General features: G+C 52.7%; 1 pseudogene. It reads left to right on the forward strand.

Annotation, left to right across the window (positions count from 1 at the left end):
* Nucleotides 1–119 precede the first annotated feature (119 nt).
* A pseudogene (locus tag P0G09_RS18840) lies at nucleotides 120–263 on the forward strand (toprim domain-containing protein); the annotation flags it as partial.
* Between the last annotated feature and the right edge of the window lie 37 nt (nucleotides 264–300).

The following is a 300-nucleotide window of genomic DNA, read 5'->3' on the forward strand; positions in this document are numbered from 1 at the left end:
ATGAATCCTCTCAGTCTCGCTGACGCTCGCCAGCTCCCCTAATAAGGGAGCCCTTGGCATTTCGTTGGGTTTTACTACCACCGTCAGGCGGGGAGTTTATAATATAGGAGAAGAGAACCATGGCAAAACTGGTAATCGTGGAGTCGCCGGCAAAGGCGAAGACCATTGGCAAATATCTGGGCAAGGATTACGAGGTCACGGCCAGCATGGGCCACATCCGGGACCTGCCTAAGTCCCAGCTGGGCATCGACGTGGAACATGACTAAGCCCCCCAGTACATCAATATCAAGGATAAATCCA

It is taken from the genome of Faecalibacterium sp. DFI.5.82, from assembly GCF_029076575.1.
In the GTDB taxonomy this organism is placed as follows: domain Bacteria; phylum Bacillota; class Clostridia; order Oscillospirales; family Ruminococcaceae; genus Faecalibacterium; species Faecalibacterium duncaniae.